General features: G+C 68.1%; 21 protein-coding genes and 1 pseudogene. 9 read left to right on the top strand and 13 right to left on the bottom strand.

Annotation, left to right across the window (positions count from 1 at the left end):
- Positions 1 to 9: 9 nt before the first annotated feature.
- From ABIA65_RS19385 to ABIA65_RS19395, 3 genes are all read right to left on the bottom strand, one after another.
- Positions 10 to 834, bottom strand: a complete 825-nt coding sequence (locus ABIA65_RS19385) for a PaaX family transcriptional regulator C-terminal domain-containing protein (RefSeq protein WP_354524648.1) — start codon at positions 832 to 834, stop codon at positions 10 to 12.
- Between the two features lie 79 nt (positions 835 to 913).
- The gene (locus tag ABIA65_RS19390) at positions 914 to 2,131 is read right to left on the bottom strand and encodes a saccharopine dehydrogenase family protein (protein WP_354524604.1); all 1,218 of its coding nucleotides are present in this window, start codon (positions 2,129 to 2,131) and stop codon (positions 914 to 916) included.
- Positions 2,128 to 3,195, bottom strand: coding sequence for an alpha/beta hydrolase family protein (locus ABIA65_RS19395; protein WP_354524605.1), 1,068 nt, complete (start codon positions 3,193 to 3,195; stop codon positions 2,128 to 2,130). Before ABIA65_RS19395 ends, ABIA65_RS19390 begins: the two co-directional genes overlap by 4 nt.
- Positions 3,196 to 3,388: 193 nt before the next feature.
- Between ABIA65_RS19395 and ABIA65_RS19400 the strand changes: the two genes are divergently transcribed.
- Together ABIA65_RS19400 and ABIA65_RS19405 are read left to right on the top strand one after the other, a co-directional pair.
- Complete coding sequence (locus ABIA65_RS19400; RefSeq protein ID WP_354524606.1) at positions 3,389 to 4,474, top strand: TIGR03857 family LLM class F420-dependent oxidoreductase; 1,086 nt, start codon at positions 3,389 to 3,391, stop codon at positions 4,472 to 4,474.
- A gap of 2 nt (positions 4,475 to 4,476) precedes the next feature.
- Positions 4,477 to 5,157: a TetR/AcrR family transcriptional regulator gene (locus ABIA65_RS19405; RefSeq protein WP_241399913.1), complete on the top strand. Its 681-nt coding sequence runs from the start codon at positions 4,477 to 4,479 to the stop codon at positions 5,155 to 5,157.
- A gap of 8 nt (positions 5,158 to 5,165) precedes the next feature.
- Here the strand turns inward: ABIA65_RS19405 and ABIA65_RS19410 are convergent, their stop codons facing one another.
- Positions 5,166 to 5,807: a sensor domain-containing protein gene (locus ABIA65_RS19410; protein ID WP_354524607.1), complete on the bottom strand. Its 642-nt coding sequence runs from the start codon at positions 5,805 to 5,807 to the stop codon at positions 5,166 to 5,168.
- A 47-nt stretch (positions 5,808 to 5,854) separates the two neighbouring features.
- Here ABIA65_RS19410 and ABIA65_RS19415 point away from each other — a divergent pair, with 47 nt between their 5' ends.
- Positions 5,855 to 6,865: a uroporphyrinogen decarboxylase/cobalamine-independent methonine synthase family protein gene (locus ABIA65_RS19415; protein ID WP_354524608.1), complete on the top strand. Its 1,011-nt coding sequence runs from the start codon at positions 5,855 to 5,857 to the stop codon at positions 6,863 to 6,865.
- Between the two features lie 133 nt (positions 6,866 to 6,998).
- A complete protein-coding gene (locus ABIA65_RS19420) occupies positions 6,999 to 7,910 on the top strand; it encodes a hypothetical protein (RefSeq protein ID WP_354524609.1) in 912 nt (303 codons plus the stop codon).
- A gap of 71 nt (positions 7,911 to 7,981) precedes the next feature.
- On the opposite strand, the gene ABIA65_RS19425 is transcribed toward ABIA65_RS19420, so the two are convergent.
- Both ABIA65_RS19425 and ABIA65_RS19430 read right to left on the bottom strand, forming a co-directional pair.
- Entirely contained in the window at positions 7,982 to 9,592 is a 1,611-nt protein-coding gene (locus ABIA65_RS19425) for a 4-coumarate--CoA ligase family protein (RefSeq protein ID WP_354524610.1), read from the bottom strand.
- A 37-nt stretch (positions 9,593 to 9,629) separates the two neighbouring features.
- Positions 9,630 to 10,052 (bottom strand): MmcQ/YjbR family DNA-binding protein, encoded by a 423-nt coding sequence (locus ABIA65_RS19430; RefSeq protein WP_354524611.1) that lies wholly within the window; start codon positions 10,050 to 10,052, stop codon positions 9,630 to 9,632.
- Positions 10,053 to 10,131: 79 nt separating this feature from the next.
- Between ABIA65_RS19430 and ABIA65_RS19435 the strand changes: the two genes are divergently transcribed.
- From ABIA65_RS19435 to ligA, 3 genes are read left to right on the top strand one after another with little or no spacing between them, the layout of a single operon-like run.
- The gene (locus ABIA65_RS19435; protein ID WP_354524649.1) at positions 10,132 to 10,734 is read left to right on the top strand and encodes a class I SAM-dependent methyltransferase; all 603 of its coding nucleotides are present in this window, start codon (positions 10,132 to 10,134) and stop codon (positions 10,732 to 10,734) included.
- Positions 10,731 to 10,928, top strand: coding sequence for a hypothetical protein (locus ABIA65_RS19440; protein WP_354524612.1), 198 nt, complete (start codon positions 10,731 to 10,733; stop codon positions 10,926 to 10,928). Before ABIA65_RS19435 ends, ABIA65_RS19440 begins: the two co-directional genes overlap by 4 nt.
- Positions 10,929 to 10,967: 39 nt before the next feature.
- Positions 10,968 to 13,052, top strand: a complete 2,085-nt coding sequence (gene ligA / locus ABIA65_RS19445; RefSeq protein WP_354524613.1) for an NAD-dependent DNA ligase LigA — start codon at positions 10,968 to 10,970, stop codon at positions 13,050 to 13,052.
- Between the two features lie 10 nt (positions 13,053 to 13,062).
- On the opposite strand, the gene ABIA65_RS19450 is transcribed toward ligA, so the two are convergent.
- The 6 genes from ABIA65_RS19450 to ABIA65_RS19475 form a co-directional block, all read right to left on the bottom strand.
- Positions 13,063 to 14,646: a polyamine aminopropyltransferase gene (locus ABIA65_RS19450; RefSeq protein ID WP_241399901.1), complete on the bottom strand. Its 1,584-nt coding sequence runs from the start codon at positions 14,644 to 14,646 to the stop codon at positions 13,063 to 13,065.
- Positions 14,643 to 15,101 carry a DUF350 domain-containing protein gene (locus ABIA65_RS19455; protein ID WP_241399899.1) on the bottom strand — a complete coding sequence of 153 codons (459 nt, stop codon included), beginning with the start codon at positions 15,099 to 15,101 and terminating at the stop codon, positions 14,643 to 14,645. Before ABIA65_RS19455 ends, ABIA65_RS19450 begins: the two co-directional genes overlap by 4 nt.
- Positions 15,102 to 15,134: 33 nt before the next feature.
- Positions 15,135 to 15,563, bottom strand: a complete 429-nt coding sequence (locus ABIA65_RS19460) for a DUF4247 domain-containing protein (RefSeq protein WP_241405747.1) — start codon at positions 15,561 to 15,563, stop codon at positions 15,135 to 15,137.
- Positions 15,560 to 16,081 carry a DUF2617 family protein gene (locus tag ABIA65_RS19465; protein ID WP_241399898.1) on the bottom strand — a complete coding sequence of 174 codons (522 nt, stop codon included), beginning with the start codon at positions 16,079 to 16,081 and terminating at the stop codon, positions 15,560 to 15,562. Before ABIA65_RS19465 ends, ABIA65_RS19460 begins: the two co-directional genes overlap by 4 nt.
- A gap of 9 nt (positions 16,082 to 16,090) precedes the next feature.
- Positions 16,091 to 16,702, bottom strand: coding sequence for a DUF4178 domain-containing protein (locus ABIA65_RS19470; protein ID WP_354524614.1), 612 nt, complete (start codon positions 16,700 to 16,702; stop codon positions 16,091 to 16,093).
- Between the two features lie 88 nt (positions 16,703 to 16,790).
- Positions 16,791 to 17,456, bottom strand: a complete 666-nt coding sequence (locus ABIA65_RS19475; protein ID WP_241399895.1) for an ACT domain-containing protein — start codon at positions 17,454 to 17,456, stop codon at positions 16,791 to 16,793.
- Positions 17,457 to 17,555: 99 nt separating this feature from the next.
- Here ABIA65_RS19475 and gatC point away from each other — a divergent pair, with 99 nt between their 5' ends.
- Positions 17,556 to 17,891 (top strand): Asp-tRNA(Asn)/Glu-tRNA(Gln) amidotransferase subunit GatC, encoded by a 336-nt coding sequence (gene gatC / locus ABIA65_RS19480; protein ID WP_354524615.1) that lies wholly within the window; start codon positions 17,556 to 17,558, stop codon positions 17,889 to 17,891.
- On the top strand, positions 17,888 to 19,372 hold the full coding sequence (gene gatA, locus ABIA65_RS19485) for an Asp-tRNA(Asn)/Glu-tRNA(Gln) amidotransferase subunit GatA (protein ID WP_354524616.1): 1,485 nt from the start codon (positions 17,888 to 17,890) through the stop codon (positions 19,370 to 19,372). Before gatC ends, gatA begins: the two co-directional genes overlap by 4 nt.
- Positions 19,373 to 19,606: 234 nt before the next feature.
- On the opposite strand, the pseudogene ABIA65_RS19495 reads toward gatA, so the two are convergent.
- Positions 19,607 to 19,873, bottom strand: a pseudogene (locus ABIA65_RS19495) (DUF222 domain-containing protein); the annotation flags it as partial.
- Between the last annotated feature and the right edge of the window lie 98 nt (positions 19,874 to 19,971).

Consider the following 19,971-nt stretch of genomic DNA (forward strand, 5'->3'; position numbering starts at 1 on the left):
CGGTGTGAGTCAGGACGTCGTCGGCGCCGCTTGAGTGATATCTGCGATCACGTCGGAATACCATCGGAACAACCGGATCGGTTGTGCGGGATCGGATTTCAACAACTCCGCCCAACAGGCCGCGACCGCCGCGCGCGCCGCGGTGCCGACCCAGGGCTGCGGAAGAAGCTCCGGCGGCAGCAACGGATCGGGTTCGACGGCCAGCGTGAACTCGGCAGCGAGGTCGATCGCGATGGTCAGACGCTCGACCGGTGAGGCCTTCACCAGCGCAGACAGTGTCCGTTCGGCGACCGCGAGCAGTCGCCGATGCCTCTCGGCGATCTGATCAAGCGGCCACAGGCGGTCGGCAAGCGCGCGGGGCGCCTCGATGCCGCCCACCGACAAGTCGGCCGCGGTCAGCGTGGTGACGTGTTCATCAATCGCCAATTCTGTTGCTGCCGAGGATATCCTGTTCTCCCACCTGTTCGGAGAGACGTACAGTCCGCCCTGAATGGGTGCGCCGCCGAGACCCACGATGGCATCGCGCATCGCGTCGCGCGCTGACCGAGTCGACTCGGGGACCCCGAACGCCACGAGGTGCCACACCCCGTCCCACGGCGCGTCACCCCGATCCTGGGCGTACATGTATCGCACGTACTCGCGGTCGGGCGTGATGGTGCTGCGCACTTGATCCGTCGCTCGCAGCACCGCCTTGCGCCCACGCCCCTCGTGAGTGAACTGCCCGTCGGCGACTAGCCGTTTGATGCACAGCCGCACTTGCTGATCGGTCATGCCGAGCGCGTTGGCGACGTCGTACAACGCGCCGCTGTCGATCGTGGCGTCTTCGCGGATCATGCTCTCGACGAGCGTGCGGGTGGGGATGTCCAACGGTTGACTCCTGTCCGCCAGCCGCGGCGAGTGCGATACGACGATTCTAGGCAACCGGCTCGGATTCGACGATGAGCAGCGAGGTGTCGGCAGACCTGCCGAGGTGACGGGAGAGGTCGGTGAAGAACCGCTTCGGGTCGATGACGGCGTCCGGCGGATGCACACCCGGACGCCGGGCCGTACCGTCGATGATCTGTGACATGCCGACGGCGAGTGGAATTCCCGTCGCGCGGGCCATATCGCCGAACAAGCCGCCGGTTGGGCCCGCCAGGTTCAGGTGAGCCAACACCATGTGCTCGTGCCCCTTGCTGGGACCGGACACCGCGGCGAAGAACGGCGGCAGCGTTCCCGGCCCCTTGCATCGCAGTGCGGTTGGCAGGGATCGGATGACGCGCAGAGGGTTTGGCGTCGCGAACTGCGCGGCGGCCGTCTCGTTGGTCAGCCGGCCGCGGTCGATATCGCGGCGCAGCACGTCGAGGTAGGCAAGCGTCTGCGGCGCGATCACCATCAGGTTGACGGCCTCGCCGGTCAGGCCGAGGGTGCGGTGCAGCGTGATCGGCTCGGGATGGCCGATCGAGTACGCGGTGCCCGAGCGGCCGCCGGGGAGCGTCAGTGCGACCGGCCGCAGCGGGCGTTGCATCGCGAGCCGACCCCCACTCACGGTCGAGATCGTCCCGCTACTCTGCTGCATCCAGTGCACGGCGGCGGCGGAGGGTTGTCCGTCGGGACCCAGCAACACCTCGGCACCGTCATCCGAATTACCCTCGCCGACAACGTCGACGGGCCACGCGGTGTACGCGTCGCGCACCGAGTCGAGTTCGGCGGCCGCGGTCGCGGCGAGCAGATTGCTCACGCCGGGGCTCGCCCCCATGCCGATGACCGCGCACACACCTGCGCTGCGGGCGGCGTCGTCGAGTTCGAGCATCTGCACCGTTGGTTCCCAGTCGTCGCAGATGTCGATGTAGTGCGTTTCGGTTGCGATCGCCGTCCGCAACACCGTGAGACCGAAACGGTAGTACGGGCCAACGGTGTTGACGACCAGGTCCGCCGATCCGAGCGCGTCGCGCAGCTCGGTGTCGTCGGTGACGTCCACCGTGATGGCACGGACGGGCACCGGTGCGTCGGCGAGCTGACGGGACAGCAGTTCGGCGGCGGCGCCGTCGCGGTCGGCGATGACGATCTCGTCGACGCCGGGCAGTTGCGTGGCGACGCGAACGGCGACGGCGCCCATCGCGCCGGGCCCACCCAGGGCAAGAATCCTCATGGTGTGCTCCTCGCTGGTTGTTGTTCGACATATCGACGCAGGTTGTCGAGATAGCCCGGCGCATAGATCTGTCGCGGCGCGAACACGGCAACCAGGAACGACGCCACACTGTCGCGGCCGTTGTCCAGGTTCTCCCTGGCGATGTTGTGCGATGCGCGTGGATACGTCTGGACCGTCAGCAGATCGGGGCGCACCAGCTCGCGGTAGACGGTCTCGGTCTCGGCCACGTCGACGTTGAGATCGGCCTCGCCGAGTTCCAGCAGCACTGGAATCTGGATCTGGGGAAGGGTGGGGCTGATATCGGACAGGTAGTTGCGCGCGACGAATCCCCACCGGTCGGCCGACATCGGTGACTCCTCGATGCCCGTCGCGAGGTATCGGTCGTATCCGGCGTTGTCGCGCAGCAGCTGGTTCGTCCGGTCGCGGCGCGCGAGGGCGGTCGCGAGATCGGACTCCGGGGCGTTGCGGGCCCGCAGTTCCGCGCGCAGGTTGTACTCGCCTTGGCGCAGCCAGTTGACGGCCACCCCGACCAGGATCACGAACTGCATGTCGGGCCTGCGCGCGGCGACCTCGGGCAGCACCCACCCGGCCTGGCTGATGCCCCATCCGCCGATGCGATCAGGGTCGATATCGGAGCGTCCGCGCGCCCAGTCGATGGCGGCGGTCACCTCCTCCGCGCGGTCCTGCATGCTCTGGTTCAGCCAGTTGCCCGGCGCGCCGTCGACACCCGGCTTGTTCCAGGACAGCGACGCGTAGCCGGCGCGGGCGAACGTCTCCCAGATGGGCCGATAGAACGAATCGCGGCTGGCGTCGGCGGGTCCGTCGCCGTGGACGAACACGACCAGCCCATACGGCCCGTTGCCCGATTTCGGTAGCGCCAGCACTCCGTCGAGAGGCTGTTGCGGGCCGGGAATCGTGACGCGTTGTTCGCGGATCGCGAAGTCATTCTGGTAGGTCATCCACGCCCCGGCCGACAGCGTCAACGCGACGACACAGCCCAGGGCGATACCCGTGCGGCGCAGCCAGCGTGCCGTGGGCCCTCGCTCAGACAATCTATTGAACATGAAACGATCGTATGTGAATCAATAGATATCCGCCATCCGGGCATGGCGAACGTCCCCCCGTGCGAGGCGACCAACGGCATTCTTTGAGAGGGTTCATTGACAATTGACTGCCGAGCCCCGATTGTTGACGCGGTCGCTACCGCGCCAGCCTGCACACCACCGCCGGCGTCAACGAATTGGGAATGGTGACTCCATGACTGACCAACTGAACGAACTCGGCTACTACGCCGTGACCCGGCATCCGGCCGATGCGAAGGTCGTCTTCACCGAGGCGCGCGACGCCGAGGAACTCGGCCTGGGCTCCTGCCACGTCGGCGAGCGCTTCACGGTGAAGGACGCGGGAGTGCTGTCCGGGGCGCTGGCGGGCTGCACCACGGATTTGGGCATTGCGCCGTCCACCAACCACCACACCCGGCATCCCACGGTCACCGCGACGATCGGATCGACCATGCACGCGCTGACCGACGGCCGCTTCGCGATGGCCTTCGGTCGCGGTATGGGCGCGTACTGGCAGGCGATCGGTCTGCCCGTGGTGACCGAGGCCCGGTTGCGCGATTTCATCGGCATTCTGCGCCGCCTGTGGGATGGCGAGATCATCCTCGATCACGATGGGCCAGCCGGGAAATGGCCGATGCTGCGGCATGTGAACGGGCTGGAGGACGCGCCGCCCATCGGCATGGTCGCCGTGGGACCCAAGACGATGGAGCTGGCGGGTGAGATCTGCGATTTCGTTGTGCTGCATACCTTCTTCTCCGACGAGGCGACCGAGAAGTCTGTTGCGGCGGTACGCCGCGGCGCCGAGCGGGCAGGCAAGGACCCCGACGGCGTCCGGATCTGGGCGTGCCTGGCGACGGTCAGCGACACCCTGCCCGAGGAGGACCGGCTGCGCCGCCGGGCCGGACGGCTCGCGACCTATCTGCAGGCCTACGCGGATGTGCTGATCAACGCCAATGGCTGGGATCCGGTGGTATGGGAGCGGATGCGGGCGACCGAGTTGTTCGCCAACGCGGCGGCCGCCGGACCGATCGATGCAAGCGCCTCGGTCGAAACCCTCGAACAACTCGACGCGATGATCCCCACCGAATGGCTGGCCGCCGCGGCCTCGGGATCGCCGAAGGAGTGCGCGTCAACCGTGGCGCGTCAGTTCGAGCTGGGCGTGGACTCGGTCATCATGCACGGAGCCACCCCGCACGAACTCGCCCCGGTGGTGGCCGCCTATCGCGCCGATCGGCCCACGCTGCGCCGGGCCGTCGCGGTGAATCCCGGGCGATTCGCCTGAACATGACCGAGTCGCCGCACGCCGCCCGCGCCCTCGCGCAGTGGCTGGTGGCGGTCCCGCCCCCGGTCACGGAGTCGGCAGCGGGGACAAAACTGAACAAGCGTGGTCGCGAAACCCGAGCACGTCTGCTCGACATCGCCATCCACTGCCTTGCAGACAGCAGCAGCGAACCCATCTCCGCGAACCGCATCGCCAAGGAGGCGGGAGTCACCTGGGGCACAGTGCAACACCAGTTCGGCGACATGGACGGCCTGTGGGTTGCCGTGGTCACCGAGATCCATGCCCGCAGCTGGGCTCAGAACCCCGGTCCATGGCCCACCCTGACCGGGTCGCTGCGCGAACGGGTCGAGGCCGCCGTCGACTCCGTGTGGATCTACCTCGCGACAACGGAGGGGCGGGCGCTCACCGCATTGCGCACTCTGCTGCCACCGCAACGCTGCGATATCGTCGCCGAATATCCCCGCACGGCAGCGGCTCTCACCGCTCGCGAACACGACTGGATTGAGGGCTTCGGCTACCTGATGGACGGTCTGGACCTCGCCGCAGACAAGCTGTATCAGGTTCGGTGTCTGCTCCCGGCTGCGGTGCGAGGCCTCAGCAATGAGCGGGAGATCGGCTTCACGACAGAGCTTGACGTCGCCCGTCGCACACTCGCCGAAGTGCTAGTGGCATACCTGAGCTGAGCCCGTACCTAGCCGGGCACCTTGGCCAGGATGTTGGTCGCCACGATGTCGGACACGTTGTCCCCGAAGCCGCAGAACGTGACCTCAACGAGCACGACTGACTTGAGCCGGTAGTCGCGTCCGCAGCCGTCGGTGCGGGTCGAGACGGCATCTGAACTGACCGTCCAATCACCCACATAGACCGCGCCCGAGGCCGTGGACCCGCAGTCGTCGATGAAACCGACCAGACCGTCGAAGGCCCGGCGCGCGGTCTGCGGATCGCGGTAGGCCGCCGCACCCTGGGAGATCAGCGCGGCGCCCGGCGGGTACTGATATGTCGTCTTGTGAAACTCCTCGACGTCGACCCCGAAGGTCTGCGACTCGGTGAAGTACCACCGGCACTGCGGGGGAGCGGCCTTGGCGAGTTGGTCGATGTCGACGGGCAGTTTGCCGTCCATGCTCGGGACGATCGTCAGGTCGTCGCCCGCACCGGTGATGGCGCGCAACTGAGACTGCTCGAGCAGGACGGTGTCGACATCGATCGGGGACCGGGAGTCGTCGTCGATACCCGGCACCGAGCGCACCGCCGTACCCGCCGTCGTGTGTGCGCACGCCGTCATGCACACCGCCGCGGCCAGGCCGAGCAGCACCTGTCTGACGGTTCCGGGCATGCCTGAGATTAACGCTTTTACCCGGTGCATCGAATAGTGTTGGCCGCGTGAGTATTTTCGCTACGGCGACCGGCATCGGCTCCTGGCCGGGTATCTCCCCACGCGACGCGGCCGAAGTGGTGGTGGGTCAGCTGACAACCTTGCCCCACCTGGTCGAGCTGCCGGCCCGTGGGGTGGGCGCGGACATGATCGGCCGTGCGGCGGCACTGCTCGTCGACATTGGAGTGGACACGGTGCCTCGCGGCTACCGGATCGCGTCGCGGCGCAGTGCCGCGGCGCGCCGGGCCGTCAGCCTGCTCGACGAGGACACCGACGCGCTGGAGGAGGCGTGGGAGAGGGCCGGGCTGCGGGGCAGCGGCAGAACGGTGAAGGTGCAGGCTTGCGGGCCGATCACCTTGGCGGCCCAGCTCGAGCGGACGGGTGGCCACCGGGCCATCACCGACTCTGGTGCGGTTCGGGATCTGGCCGCCTCGCTGACCGAGGGGTTGGCGGTGTACCGCGCACAGCTGGCCCGACGTCTTGACGCGCAGGTGGTGGTGCAGTTCGACGAGCCGCTGCTGCCCGTCGCGTTGGCCGGCCGCTTGACGGGCGTCACCGGACTGTCGGCGGTGCACCCCGTCGACGAGGCCGTCGCGACGAGCCTTCTCGACGATTGCATCGAGGGTGTGGGCGGCGAGGTGGCACTGCACTGCTGTGCCGAGGGCCTGCCGTGGAGATTGTTGCAGCGCAGCAAATTCCATGCGGTCAGCGTGGACGCATCGCGTCTGGTCGCCGCGGATCTGGACGGGATCGGGGAGTTCATCGAGTCCGGCAGGGTGGTGATGCTCGGCGTGGTGCCCGCGACCGAGCCCGCGCAGCGGCCCGTCCCCGAACAGATCGCAACTAGTGCCGCGTCGATCACCGATCGCCTGGGTTTCGCCCGCACGGTGCTGCGCGAGCGTGTCGGCATCACCCCGGCCTGTGGGTTGGTGGGCGCGACGACCGAGTGGGCCCGCACCGCGATCGATCTGGCTCAGAAGGTGGCCGATGAAATCGCTCTTGACCCCGATTCGGTGTAGTGCGCGGCATTTGCCCAGCTAAAATCGACGCAGCCGATAATATTTCGAGATTCGGGGTTCCCGAGAGGTTTCACGCATGCGAACATGGGTGCAACCCGCGAAGGCATGTGCAGATGCTGGGTGAGGGAGGACAGTGACCGGCTCGACACTCAGCTCGGCCGTATTGGCTGGGGCACTGGCTGCCATGGTGGCAATCGGGGGCCCCGGCGTGGTGGTCGCCGTCGCTGACCCCGGCTCACACTCCTCGCAGTCTCGCGACGGATCTCAGCGCAACAATTCCAATGACCGCCGTGGCGATCGCGGCGAGTCTCGGCGGGACCGCGATGACGACGGCCAGCGCAGTGGCCAGCGCGACGGCCGCACCGGCAAGCGCGAGGAAGCCCGAGGGTCCAGCACGGGACGGGGCTGGCGAGACACCGACTCACGCGACACCGATTCGAAGGACAACGGCTCCAAGAGCACTGGCTCGATGGGCCCCGTCTCGAACGGCACCGTCTCGAAGGGCACCGTCTCGAAGGGCCCCGCGGGCGACGAGCCCGTCTTCCTCGTGCCCGAGGCCCGCCCCGAAACCAGCGGGCAGGGCAGCGCATCGGTCGAGCTGGTTGAGCCGGCGATAGCGGTGCCCGAAATCCAGCCTGCCGCAGAGGGCGGAGGAGGTGGTGGCGTCGACGTGGCTGCCGCAGTGCCGTCCGCGGACCCGCCGCGCGTGGTCTTCGGCAACGGGCGCACACCGGGGTCGCTCGCCGAACCAGCAGAGACGCCGTCGCTGGGCACTGCACCGATCATGGGGCCCACGAATGAGGCACCAGTTCCCGCTGCGGTGAGCGCGCCACCACCGCCCGCACCACCGCGCGAGGCGGCGTCGACGATCGTTGAGCGCATGATGGCTCCGCCGCTGGCTCCGGTGGGGCCGACCTCGAGCCTCACCTCGCTGTGGGGTCTGGCCGGGTTACTCCTGGCGCCGCTGGGCGGGATCCTGCTGGGTTATCGCCAGGCCCGCGCGAATAAGGCTGCGGCGGAACTGAAGTCCTCGCTGTCTCGCTGACTCGAGCGTCGAACGTGAAGTAGATGGCGAGAAGTTCGCGAAACCTCGCCATCTAGTTCACGTTCGGGGGGTTACTTCAGGTCCTTACGCAGGATCTTGCCCGACGCCGACTTCGGGATCGCGTCGATGAACGCCACCTGGCGGACCTTCTTGTACGCGGCCACCTGGCCGGCCACGAAGTCCATCACCGCGGTCTCAGTGAGTTCGGCAGCGCCGTCGGACTGCTTGACCACGAACGCCTTCGGCACCTCCTCGCCCGACTCGGGATCCTGCACGCCGATCACGGCGGCGTCGGCGATCTGCGGGTGGCTGAGCAGCACGGCCTCGAGTTCGGCGGGCGGCACCTGGTAGCCCTTGTACTTGATGAGCTCCTTGAGCCGGTCGACGATGTACACGCAGCCTGTCGAGTCGACGCGCGCGATGTCGCCGGTGTGCAGGAACCCGTCGCCATCGATGGTCTCGTCGGTGGCCGCAGCGTTGTTGAGGTAACCGGCCATCACGTTGGGGCCCTTGAACCACAGTTCACCCGCGTCGCTGAGACCTGATGCGGGAGGGTCGATCTCGGCGCCGGTCTCGGAGTCGACGATCCTGCTGACGGCATTCGGCACGGTCCACCCGCACGAGCTGAGCGGGGCAGTGGTGCCCAGCAGTTCGCGTCCGCCGTCGAAGGGTGCCACGTGGCTGACGGGGCTCAGCTCACTCATGCCGTATCCCTGGACCAGCGCGCAGCCGATCCGGTCGGCCACCGCCCGTCCGAGGTCCTCGTCGAGCGGCGCCGCACCCGACATGATGCCGCGCAGGCTGGACAGGTCGTAGCGCTCGACCAGGGGATGCTTGGCCAGCGCGACGGCCACAGGTGGCGCGATGTACGCGTGCGTGCACTTGTGTTCGGCGATATTGCCGAGGAACTCGGCGAGGTCGAAGCTGGGCATGATGACGAGCGTCGCGCGCGCATGCAGTGCGGCGTTGAGCAGGACCGTCATGCCGTAGATGTGGAAGAACGGCAGGACCGCCAGGATCCGGTCATCGGTGGTCATGCCCTGCAGCGGCCTGATCTGTGCCACGTTCGCGACGAGGTTCCGGTGAGTCAGCATGACGCCCTTGGGATTTCCCGTGGTTCCCGAGCTGTAGGGCAGGGCCGCCAGATGCGTCGCGGGGTCGAATGTCACGTTTGGTGGAGGCAGCGCGGAGGCCAGCAGATCCGCGGCATTGGGGTGCCCGTCGGCGTCGAGGCCGGGCCCGTCCAGCACGATGAGTCGCTCATCGTCCAGCCCGATCTCGGCGGCGGCCTCGGCGGCCTGGGGCAGCAGCGGTGTCACCGTGACGAGCATGGTGGCCCGTGAATCGGTCAGCTGTTTGACGATGTCCTTGGCGGTGAACAGCGCATTGATGGTGGTGGCCGTCGCACCCGCCCGCAGGATGCCGTGGAAGGCGACGGCGAACGCCGAACTGTTCGGGGCCAGTAGCCCCACGACGTCGCCGACCCCGACGCCGCGCGATGCGAGCGCACCGGCGAAGGCGTCGATGCGGGCGATCATGTCGCGATAGGTGGTCTGCGCGCCGGACTTCGTGTCGACGAGGGCGACGCGGTCGGCGTCGTCGTCGGAGAGGTCGGCGAACAGATAGTCGTACAAGCTCGTTGGCGGAATCTGGACCTGGGGGAATGGGCTCGCGAAACTCATGGCGCCTCTGATCGAACCATGCCGGGGCGGCGTTGGGTCAGCGTTCGTCGAGCTGTCTGAGCAGTTTCGCCGGCGCGACGAGCCGGTAGGACGCGTCGACGAGTTCGGCAACCTCATCCCAGTCCACGGTGGCGGCGGTGAAGTCCAGGCCCAACCACCCCGACGGGCCCATATAGGCGGGGTAGTAGAAGCGGGCGTCGCTCTCGAGTGCCCTGCGTTCGGATTCGTCGACCTTGACCAGCAGCGAATGGGGGTAGGCGACCATCTCGCCTGCCGCGACGGTGACTCCCGGCGGGCGGGTCACCTTCGAGTTGCCGCCGTAGCTCGCGAACATCTTGGCTGCGAAGAACCCCGGCCGTCCGTGCGTGACCTTCTCGTATGCCTCGGGGAGGCCGAGCGCGATCTTGCGCAACTCTGCCAGCCCGGGGTCGTCGTCGCGGAACATGATCGGGTGCGGCATGGGTGCAACACTAACGAGCCCGATATTCCATTAGGCTAGGCTTACCTAATTCTAGGAGGAGCGCATGCCCACTACATGGCTGGACACCGTTCTCCGGCAGACGCGACGCGCCGGTGAGTTCCCGTATCCGCACTGGGCGGCGGTGTTTCTGAACAACCCGATCAGGCGTCGCCTCGGCAGGCCAGGCGGCGTGGTCGAGGGACTAGGTCTCGCCGGTGACGAGAGGGTGCTCGAAATCGGTCCGGGTCCGGGCTACTTCAGTGTCGAACTCGCTCGTCGACTGGGCAACGGGAGTCTCGATCTGTTCGACCTGCAGCCCGAGATGCTCCAGAAGGCGCGCCGCGCGCTCGATGCCGCAGGTTTCCATCGCGTGGGCTTTCACGTCGGCGACGCCGGTGCCGAATTGCCCTTCCCAGAGGCTCGTTTCGACGTGGCGTTCCTCGCCGCGGTACTCGGTGAGGTGCCGGACAAGCCAGCCTGTATCCGCGCGCTGGCACGCGTGCTGCGCCCCGGTGGCCTGCTGATCTTCGTGGAGGCGTTCCCCGACCCCGACCGCCTGAGTGTGTCGGTGCTGCGTGATCTCGTCGAGGCCGAGGGGTTCGCCTTCGAGGGCCACGCCGGCACGTCGTGGCGCGATGTCGTGCGGTTCCGCAGGTTGCCGGTCGATGGGGTCCCTGGGTGACGACGACATGGGCTGACCGGCTGCGACCCCCGCGGACGGTCGAACTCATTCCGTACTGGTCGGCGTTCATGCTGGACAACCCTGTGCGCCGGTTCGTCACCAACCCCCGTCGGACGGTGCAACACCTGGCGCTCACCGTCGCAGACAACTGGCACGACGTCGTGCGGTTCCGGCGTCCGCCGACGCCCGTGTAGGTGCACCGGGGTGTCGGCGCACTCCGATAATCTGCCAAAGTGAACTCCGCCGATTCCGACGCGCCCACCGACCCCGTTCCACCGGACGTTCGGCGTGAGTGGCAGGAACTGGCCGAGGAAGTCCGCGGCCACCAGTTCCGCTACTACGTCAAGGACGCTCCGATCGTCTCCGACGGCGAGTTCGACGAGCTGCTCGGCCAGCTGACCGCGCTCGAGGAGGCACACCCCGAGCTGCGCGCGCCCGATTCGCCGACGCAGCTGGTCGGTGGCGCCGGATTCGCCACCGACTTCGCCTCCGCCGATCACCTCGAGCGGATGCTCAGCCTGGACAACGTGTTCGACGCCGACGAGCTGGTGGCGTGGGCGGACCGGTTGACCAGTGAGGTCGGCGATGACCCGGAGTTCCTGTGCGAGTTGAAGATCGACGGCGTCGCGCTGGCCCTGGTCTACCGCGACGGCAAGCTGGATCGCGCGGCGACACGCGGCGACGGGCGCACTGGCGAGGACGTCACACTCAACGCCCGCACCATCGAGGGCATCCCCGAAAGGCTCACTGTGAGTGACGAGTACCCCGTGCCGCGGGTGCTCGAGGTGCGTGGCGAGGTGTTCTTCCGGCTGACCGACTTCGAGGATCTCAACGCCGGACTGGTCGCCGAGGGCAAGCCTCCGTTCGCCAACCCGCGCAACAGTGCTGCGGGTTCACTGCGCCAGAAGAACCCGGCGGTCACCGCGCGCCGGCGGCTCCGGATGATCTGCCACGGCCTGGGTCACGCCGAGGGTTTCACCCCGCCGACGCTCCACGACGCCTACCTGGCGCTGAAGGCGTGGGGTCTGCCGGTGTCCGATCACACGACGCGTGTCACGGGTATCGCAGCGGTCGCCGAGCGCGTCACCTACTGGGGTGAGCACCGCCACGACGTCGAGCACGAGATCGACGGTCTGGTGGTCAAGGTCGACTCCGTTGCGCTGCAACGCCGGCTCGGCGCCACCTCGCGCGCGCCGCGCTGGGCGATCGCCTACAAGTACCCACCCGAGGAGGCCACCACCAAGCTCCTCGACATCAAGGTCGGCGTCGGCCGCACCGGCCGTGTCACGCCGTACGCGTTCATGGAACCCGTGAAGATCGCCGGTTCAACGGTCAGCCAGGCAACGCTGCACAACGCATCAGAGGTCAAACGCAAGGGCGTGCTGATCGGCGACACCGTGGTGATCCGCAAGGCGGGCGACGTGATCCCCGAGGTGCTCGGCCCCGTCGTCGACGTGCGGGACGGCACCGAGCGCGAGTTCGTCATGCCCACGCAGTGCCCCGAGTGCGGTACCACGCTGGCACCCGCCAAGGAGGGTGACGCCGACATTCGCTGCCCCAACTCGCGTACCTGCCCGGCGCAGTTGCGCGAGCGCGTCTTTCACGTCGCGGGCCGCGGCGCGTTCGACATCGAGGGACTGGGCTACGAGGCAGGCATCGCGCTCCTGCAGGCGGGTGTCATCACCGACGAGGGCGACCTGTTCACCCTCAGCGAGGACGACCTGCTGCGTACGGAGCTCTTCACCACGAAGAGCGGCACGCTGTCGGCCAACGGCAAGCGGCTGTTGGCCAACCTGGGCAAGGCCAAGTCGCAGGCACTCTGGCGGGTGCTGGTCGCGCTGTCGATTCGCCACGTCGGGCCCACCGCTGCGCGGGCGCTCGCAAGTGAGTTCGGCAGCCTCGATGCCGTCGAAGCCGCCTCCGAGGAACAGTTGGCGGCCACCGAGGGTGTCGGGCCGACGATCGCCGCCGCCGTCATCGAGTGGTTCACCGTCGACTGGCACCGCGCCATCGTCGACAAGTGGCGTGCTGCGGGCGTGCGAATGGCCGACGAGCGTGACGTGTCGATCGAACGGACCCTGGAGGGCATGTCGATCGTGGTGACCGGGTCGCTGACGGGGTTCTCCCGGGACCAGGCCAAGGAGGCGATCCTGGTTCGGGGTGGCAAGGCCGCGAGTTCGGTGTCGAAGAAGACGGCCTATGTGGTGGCGGGCGACGCGCCGGGATCGAAGTACGACAAGGCTGTTGAACTCGGGGTACCGGTGCTCGACGAGGACGGTTTCAGGCGGCTGCTCGGCGGCGGCCCGGACGCCGTCTGAGGTCTGAGTCTCAGCGATAGCCGAGGCGCATGTCCTCCACGACCCGCGGGTGGTCCAGGGTGGACGGCTCGAGTGTCATCGGGCCGATGTCGCTGGAGAATACCGTCGCGGCATCGAGCACGTGTTGATCCAGAAATCTCAGTGGGGGAGTGTCACTCGGCATGGTCGGCGCCGGAGGCTCGGTACCGCGTCGGGCCAGAGCGAAGCCCCAGTCGCCGAACGTCGGCACATCCACGTGATAGGGCGTGACCGCGAAACCGGCCGACCCGATGGTCGACACCGTGCGCCAGAATGCCGTCGGAGTCGAGTAGGGACTGCCGGCCTGCACCACCATCAACCCGTCGGGTGCGAGCGCCCGGGCGACCAGCGCGTAGAACTCCGTCGAGTAGAGCCGACCCAACACGGGATTGTCGGGGTCGGGCATGTCAACGATCACCGCGTCGAAGCCGTTGGCCGGCATCACGCCCGGAGTGGGTTCCCGAAGCCAGGTCATCGCATCGTCGACGATCACGCGTACGCGCGGGTCCTCGAGGGCCCCTGCGTTGGCGCCGCTCATGACGGTGCGGGCCAGGTTGATCACCGCCGGGTCGAGTTCGACCTGGACGATAGTGTCGATTCCCTTCGCGTGGAGCAGCTCCCGTGCAGCCAGACCGTCCCCGCCGCCGAGGATCAGGGCTGAGCGTGCACCAGCGCCAATCGCCGGATAGACCAGGCTCTCGGTGTAGCGGTACTCGTCACGGGTCGAGAACTGAAGCCCGCCATCGAGATACAGGCGGGTGTCGTCTCCACGACGTGTGACGACGATCTCCTGATAGGCCGAGTGCTGGTAGGCGATGATCGGGTCGGCGTAGAGCCGTTGTCGGCTGGTGGTCTCGATACCCGCCGCGCTCGCGAGCAGGGCGGCCAGCGTGGCGAATGCGACCGTCAGAACGCACAGTGCCCCAAGGAGTTCGCGGGTACTGACCACGGCGCGCAGCACGAACACCGCCACCACCGCCGCGGCGACGAGGTTGATCATGCCCGTCACGGCGGCGCCGCGGATCATGCCGAGCTGCGGTAGGACCAGGAACGGCCAGGCCAGTCCGCCGAGCAGTGCGCCCAGGTAGTCGGCGGCGTTGAGGTTGGCCAGCACCCGGCCCGCGTCCGTGGCTCCCGTGGTCCGTCCGCGCTGCAGCAGCGTCATCAGCAGCGGGACCTCGGCGCCCACCAGGGTGCCGATCACCGCGGTGGCCGCCGCGAGCACCCAGGGCGAGCCGCCGATGAAGGCGAATGAGACATACAGCGCCGCCGCGGAGAGGCCGCCGATGATCCCGAGAAGTGTCTCGACCCCGATGAAGGTGATCGCCGCACGGCCCAGCAGGGGTTTGACCAGCAGCCCGCCCACGCCCAGCGCGGCCACGTAGCCTGCGACGATCAACGATGTCGAGACGATTCCGCCGCCGTGCAGGCTGGCGGAAAGCGTCAGCAGGGCAAGCTCGTAGACGATTCCGCACGCCGCACACGCGGCCACCGCGGCGAGCAGCAGCGCCCTCCACCGGGTGGAACCCGACGGCACGGGCATCGCGGTCGCGGTGTGCGGGTCAGTCGTCGTCATGACAGCGCGGCGGCGTTGACCCCTCCCACGGCCAGCAGCACCACTGCGGTGGCGATCGCCGAGGGGTGCAGCCGGTCGGAGTCGATGAGATCGCGGAACCGGCCGGGCACCACCGCTTCGAGAACCACGAGCGCCACACCCTGCAGGACCACGCCCACTAGTCCGTAAACCAGCGCGTCGACGAGGCCCTGGCCGAGTTCGGTGGAGCTGGCGATGATGGCCGACACCACGACCAGGGCCAGTGCGGCGTACATGGCCGAAGCCACCGCGACGGCGTTGGGGCGGTGCTCGACAAACACCAGGTGTCGCAGGCTGCCGGGGGTCAGCACGTCGACCATCACGAATCCGAGGGTCAACACCGCCACTCCGACGATGAAGTACAGCACCGCGGCGACGACGTTCTGCAGCACGGAATCGGCACTGACGGAACCGAACTCCACGAGGGCCAGGTACATGGTGTGTCTCCTAGGGTTTGGGGTCTGTGGTGATCACTTGCTGCCGCCGGGACCGCCGGAGCTGCCTCCGGATCCGCCTGCCGGTGATCCGGGAGTGAAGCCGGGGCCGAGGAATACGTAGCTGCCCCCGCTGTATCCGGCGTCGATGTCCTCGATGTGGATGGTGCAGGGGCGCCTGCCGTCCGGCCCCACCGTCACGACGTCGTCGTCATAGCGCAGGTACTCCATGCCGCGGTCGGAGGCCCGGGCCTCCGGCTTGGCCGCACCCGCCAGTTCGTCGGCCACGGCCTTGGTCGACCCGCTGCACTCGTAGCGGTCGCTGTCAGACGTCGTATCGTAAAGCGGGTAGCGGTCGGCCACATAGGATTTGAGGCTCGAGAGCATCGAGACCCCGATGATCAGACACAGCACGGCCCCGCTGCCGAGGATCGCCGCCAGCAGGAAGAGGCCACCGCGCGTCACGGGTGCCACCGGCTCTCGGTGTGCACGACGGTTCCGCCTGCATCCGACGGATACAGATGCCACGTCTGCCAGTGCCAGCCGGGGCCGTCGGGGCAGGCGCGGATCGCCGTCAGCGCGGCGTCATCGCCGGGGAACGAGCCGCCGAGCCAGCCCTGATCCCGTGCGCAGTGGCCGCGAAGGTCGGCGGCCAGGGCGCGGAACGTAGCCTGGTCGTGGTCGACCGTGCTCGATTTGAGCCGATAGCCCGGTGCATCGGCTTCGGTGGGCAGCGTCGAACGGTCGGTGTGCGCGGTGCACGAGATCTGCTCGGAGAACGAGATCTGTTCGGAGGACACCGTGCCGGGGTGTTCGACGGCGATGACGTGGGATGCCCCCAGGACGCCCAACATCAGTGTGCCGCCGTCGGGATGGCGCAGCTGATGGCTGGCCAGCGGCTCGGGCGCGGGGGCATTGAGCGAGAGACGCAGTCGCGCACCGCTGGTGTCGGCGGGGATCACCGCGAGTTCGTGCAGTGGCACCGCCGTGTCCTAGGTGCCCGCCGGCGGCGCCGGGTAGACCGTGAGCTCACCCGGTAGCACTGTCCGGCCGAGGGAGATCTCCCATGGCATTCCGTCGGCCCAGCGCTCGAAGCCCAGCAGGAGGGTCTCGTCGTCTCCTGCGTAGTCGACGAAGTCGACATCACCACCTGCGGGCAGCCCCGTCGTGCCCTCGGTGGTGTAGGAGGCCCGGCCGCGTTCGGACTCGCGGAACCGCACCCCGTCGACGAGGTGCTCGCCGCCCGGTTCGAGGCGGAGGTCGCTGCGGCGGGTCCAGGTGGCCAGTTCGAGTCGGCCCTCGTCCTCCTCGACGCTGAACCAGAGGGGTTCGCCGCCGCCGCCCTCGAGCAGGTGCTCCCACCAGACGAACGGTCCCTGGCGCAGGGTGACGCTGCCGCGGACCACGTAGTCGACTCCGCCGTGGCTGACAATCGCGCCCGGGCCGAGTTCGCGGGGGCCGAAGCGCGGCATCTCGCCGAACTTGAGCGGGTCCTGACGTTGCACGGGGGCCTTGGGTGTCGTTGGGCGCCGGAATGCGATGACGGCGACGCCGACGGCGGCCACCAACAGCACAATGGCCACGATGATCAGGAGTTCTCCCACGTGGTAACCCCCTGCTACGTGGCCAATGGATTCAGCACCACCGTAACAGCCTTGTGCGTGAGCGAAGTTCAGCGAATGAGCGTCGCGCTCAGCGAATGATCGTCGCCACGATGCCCGCCAGATAGCCCAACCGCGCCACTTCCGACGGCCGGAACTGAGGCCCACCCGGGCGGCCCAGCACCACTGCGGTGTGGTGATCGCCCAGCGGTGCGGCCGCCAGTGTGGTGTCCATATCGCGCAACACCTGAGGCAGCCAGTCGCCGGTGCCGTCGAGTGCCTCGGCGTGCTCCAGCGGGAGCCAGGGGGCCGACGTCGGCTGCGTCTCGGGCGCTCCGGCGCTGCCCGCCAGGCGTTGCAGACCCGAATCGGTGAGTCGGAGCACCGTGCACCAGCCGACCCGCAACACCTTGGGCGCCTCGTCGACGAGGACCTGTAGCTTGCGGTCTTTGCCCCGCGCGGCGGCGATGTGGTCGATCAGCTCGAGTTCGCGGTGAGCCTCGAGCAGTCCGGTGTGGGGTCTGATGCTGTCGACGTAGACGCCGTTGAGGTTCTCCGCGGCGGTGATGAGCATGTCGGGCATGGCGCCGGCGGGCAGATCCACCACCAGGTCATCGATGGCGTAGCCGGGCGCACGCTCGACGACGTCGAGAGACAGGATGTCGGCGCCGACGGACCCGAGCGCCACGGCGAGCGACCCGAGGCTGCCTGGTCGGTCATCCAGCTGGACCCGCAGCAGATATGACGGCACGCGCATTACTGTTTCACACGCTGGCGGGGCCAGCACTTTCTCACAGCGACGCGGCCAGCACTCCGGCGCAGCCCGCACTCGACGCGGTGACTAGGCTTGCCAGTCGTGTCGCAGATATCCCGGGATGACATCGCCCACTTGGCGCGTCTTGCCCGGCTCTCCCTGACCGACGGCGAGCTGACTAGTTTCGCCGGCCAACTCGATGCCATCCTGGCCCACGTCGGCCAGATCCAGGCGGTGGACGTGACGGGCGTCGAGGCGACGGATAACCCGTTGTCCCGACGGGCAGAGCAGCATCCCGGGGAGACCTCCGGGATCGTCAACGTCACGCGCCCCGACACCGTCGAACCGAGCCTGACCCAGGACGAGGCGCTATCGGGTGCCCCCAATGCGGTCGACGGTCGATTCGCGGTGCCGAGAATCCTGGGAGAGGCCGAATGAGCGAGTTGATCCGCACCGACGCCGCGACGCTGGCGGCCCGGATAGCGGCCAAGGAGGTGTCCTCGACCGAGGTCACCCAGGCCCACCTGGACCAGATCGCCGCGACTGACGACAGCTACCACGCGTTCCTGCACGTCGCGGGCGAGCAGGCGTTGGCCGCGGCCGGCCGCGTCGACGCGGCGCTGGCCGCCGGTGAGGCGCTCGCGTCGCCGCTGGCCGGAGTGCCGCTGGCGCTCAAGGACGTCTTCACCACGACCGACATGCCCACGACGGCGGGGTCGAAGATCCTGGAGGGCTGGCGTTCGCCGTACGACGCGACCGTCACGGCGCGGCTGCGTGCGGCGGGTATCCCGATCCTGGGCAAGACCAATATGGACGAGTTCGCGATGGGCAGCTCGACGGAGAACTCCGCCTACGGCCCCACCCGCAACCCGTGGAACGTCGAGCGTGTCCCCGGCGGTTCGGGCGGCGGCAGTGCGGCGGCCCTGGCGGCGTTCCAGGCGCCACTGGCCATCGGCACGGACACCGGCGGCTCCATCCGTCAGCCCGCGGCGCTGACCGCGACGGTCGGCGTGAAACCCACCTACGGCACGGTGTCGCGGTACGGGCTGATCGCCTGTGCGTCATCACTGGACCAGGGTGGACCGTGCGCCCGCACGGTGCTCGACACGGCTCTGCTGCACCAGGTGATCGCGGGCCACGACCCGCGGGACTCGACATCGGTCGACGCCCCGGTGCCCGACGTCGTCGCCGCGGCGCGCGCCGGTGCCGGCGGTGACCTCAAGGGTGTCCGGGTCGGCGTGGTCAAGCAGCTGCGCAGCGGTGAGGGCTACCAGCCCGGTGTGCTGTCCTCGTTCGACGCCGCCGTTCACCAGCTCACCGCGCTGGGCGCCGAGGTGGTCGAGGTCGACTGCCCGCACTTTGACTACTCGATGGCCGCTTACTATCTGATCCTGCCCTCGGAGGTGTCCTCCAACCTGGCGCGGTTCGACGCGATGCGATTCGGTCTGCGCGTCGGCGACGACGGCACGCATAGCGCCGAGGAGGTGATGGCGCTGACGCGGGATGCCGGCTTCGGTCCAGAAGTCAAGCGCCGCATCATGATTGGTACCTACGCGCTGTCTGCTGGGTACTACGACGCGTACTACAACCAGGCGCAGAAGGTGCGCACGCTGATCGCGCGCGACCTTGACGCCGCCTACGAGCGCGTCGATGTCCTGGTCTCACCCGCCACGCCCACCACGGCGTTCCCGTTGGGGGAGAAGGTCGACGACCCGCTGGCGATGTACCTCTTCGACCTGTGCACGTTGCCGCTGAACCTCGCCGGGCACTGCGGAATGTCGGTGCCGTCGGGGCTTTCGCAGGACGACGGGCTGCCTGTCGGACTTCAGATCATGGCCCCCGCGTTGGCCGATGATCGGCTCTACCGCGTGGGTGCGGCATACGAGGCGGCGCGCGGTGCGCTGCCGACGGCGCTGTAGTACCTCGGCGCATTCATCGACGGCTGTAACCATCCCCGGACGCGCGGGGTTAGTTCGTTGTTGGTGGGGGTTGTGGTTGGAAGGGTGTGTACCACCACCAGTCGGCGCGTTCGCCGGTCGGCCCGGGGTATGACGGCACGTCGGGCGGGGTCGTGGTTGGTGGGCGGGCCAGTGATGCGCCGTTCAGGGTGTGTCCCTCGCTGTCGGTGATCACGAGCCGGTGTGCGGGTCCGGCGGGAACTGCTCGAGGCGCTGGGCGACGGCGGCGATGGTGTGGGCATTTCGCAGTGAGGTGCCGGTCTTCCAGGCCACCAGCGCCGGGACGGACTTCGCACCGGTGGAACCGCACAAGTCGTCGCGGTCCAACTCGGCCACGATCTCCACGACACGGCTGTCGATGGCGTTGCGCTGACCGCACAGCTGCGCCAACTCCTCGAACAACACCTCGAGACGCTCATCGGGACGCACCTCACCGGCCAAAGAGGCTGCGGCTGAGGACATAACACCATTATCGCAACGGGGTCCGACAAATCCTGGGCCCACAACCCAGCTGCCCAGCGGCAGTTGTTGACAGTGCAAGAAAGTTGGGACCGGTAGGC

It is taken from the genome of Mycolicibacterium sp. 624 (assembly GCF_040548615.1).
Taxonomy (GTDB): domain Bacteria; phylum Actinomycetota; class Actinomycetes; order Mycobacteriales; family Mycobacteriaceae; genus Mycobacterium.

Bases quoted from the DNA above. Each gene is read 5' to 3' on its own strand.
- ABIA65_RS19385 (WP_354524648.1), bottom strand. From the start codon at position 834: ATGATCCGCGAAGACGCCACGATCGACAGCGGCGCGTTGTACGACGTC.
- ABIA65_RS19390 (WP_354524604.1), bottom strand. From the start codon at position 2,131: ATGAGGATTCTTGCCCTGGGTGGGCCCGGCGCGATGGGCGCCGTCGCC.
- ABIA65_RS19395 (WP_354524605.1), bottom strand. From the start codon at position 3,195: ATGTTCAATAGATTGTCTGAGCGAGGGCCCACGGCACGCTGGCTGCGC.
- ABIA65_RS19400 (WP_354524606.1), top strand. From the start codon at position 3,389: ATGACTGACCAACTGAACGAACTCGGCTACTACGCCGTGACCCGGCAT.
- ABIA65_RS19405 (WP_241399913.1), top strand. From the start codon at position 4,477: ATGACCGAGTCGCCGCACGCCGCCCGCGCCCTCGCGCAGTGGCTGGTG.
- ABIA65_RS19410 (WP_354524607.1), bottom strand. From the start codon at position 5,807: ATGCCCGGAACCGTCAGACAGGTGCTGCTCGGCCTGGCCGCGGCGGTG.
- ABIA65_RS19425 (WP_354524610.1), bottom strand. From the start codon at position 9,592: ATGAGTTTCGCGAGCCCATTCCCCCAGGTCCAGATTCCGCCAACGAGC.
- ABIA65_RS19430 (WP_354524611.1), bottom strand. From the start codon at position 10,052: ATGCCGCACCCGATCATGTTCCGCGACGACGACCCCGGGCTGGCAGAG.
- ABIA65_RS19450 (WP_241399901.1), bottom strand. From the start codon at position 14,646: ATGACGACGACTGACCCGCACACCGCGACCGCGATGCCCGTGCCGTCG.
- ABIA65_RS19455 (WP_241399899.1), bottom strand. From the start codon at position 15,101: ATGTACCTGGCCCTCGTGGAGTTCGGTTCCGTCAGTGCCGATTCCGTG.
- ABIA65_RS19475 (WP_241399895.1), bottom strand. From the start codon at position 17,456: ATGCGCGTGCCGTCATATCTGCTGCGGGTCCAGCTGGATGACCGACCA.
- gatA (WP_354524616.1), top strand. From the start codon at position 17,888: ATGAGCGAGTTGATCCGCACCGACGCCGCGACGCTGGCGGCCCGGATA.